The organism is Luteimonas sp. A277 (genome assembly GCF_054052045.1).
In genome coordinates this window covers 1-843 of the sequence record NZ_JBSVRG010000030.1, presented here as the reverse complement: position 1 = coordinate 843, position 843 = coordinate 1, and the positions used below count along the sequence as shown (strand labels likewise).

Below are 843 nucleotides of genomic sequence, written 5' to 3'. Positions count from 1 at the left end.
CGCAGGGTCACGCTGGTGCCCGGGGCGCCATCCATGTGGTAGAAGTCCAGGCCGTCGGAGGTGTTGTAGAGGACGAAGGCGTCCTCGATCAGCCACTTTCCGCCGGAGGCAGGCAGGCCCAGGCCATCGCCGTAGCCGCCGCTCTGCTGGGCCCAGCAGGCCCAGGGCTCACCGGTGGAGACGCGCTCGCCGCAGCCGTTCCAGCTGATCTCGATGTCGCGCAGGATCATGTTGCCGGCGTTGGAGCTGTTGCTGCCGACGTTGCCGTCCCAGCCGGCGGTGCCGTTGCGGTTGAGCTTGACCCGTTCAATGGTCCAGTCGGTGAGGCCGCCGGCCTGCATGCCGCGGGCGCCCATGCCGTGGATGTTGACGTCATGCATCCACACGTTGCGCGAACCGCTGGCGTACAGGCCCACGCGGGCCCAGCGGTCACCGGAGCCGCAGCTTGCACTGGAGCTGGAGTGACCGAAGACGCAGTCGCTGCCGTCGGTGACCTCCAGGTGGCCGAGTTCGACGTGGGAGCTGCCTTCCAGGTTGAGCACCCGGTGGATGCCGTTGCTGCCGGCCAGCTTGGGGGTGGTGCCGGACTTGCCCAGGATGCGGGTGCGGGCGGAGCTGGTGCCGCTGGGCACGGGCCGCATCTGGCTGCCGATGGTGTAAGTGCCGGCGCCGATCATCAGGGTGTCACCACCGGAGATGCGGGCCGAGCCGGAGGCGGGCAGGGCAACCAGGGGGCTGTTCCAGGCGCAGTTCTGTGCGCTGCCGCTGCCCGGATAGGGCGCGTCGGCGCGGCCGGTGCACTGGCTGGCGGTGCCGCCGTCGGTACGGACGTGGTAGGTGGCT

Annotated in this window: 1 protein-coding gene; it reads right to left on the bottom strand. The window is 70.0% G+C overall.

Annotated features, from left to right (window positions below; all coding sequences use genetic code 11):
* On the bottom strand, positions 1-843 hold an 843-nt coding region (locus ACW7G2_RS14035; protein WP_456976840.1), incomplete at both ends, for a hypothetical protein.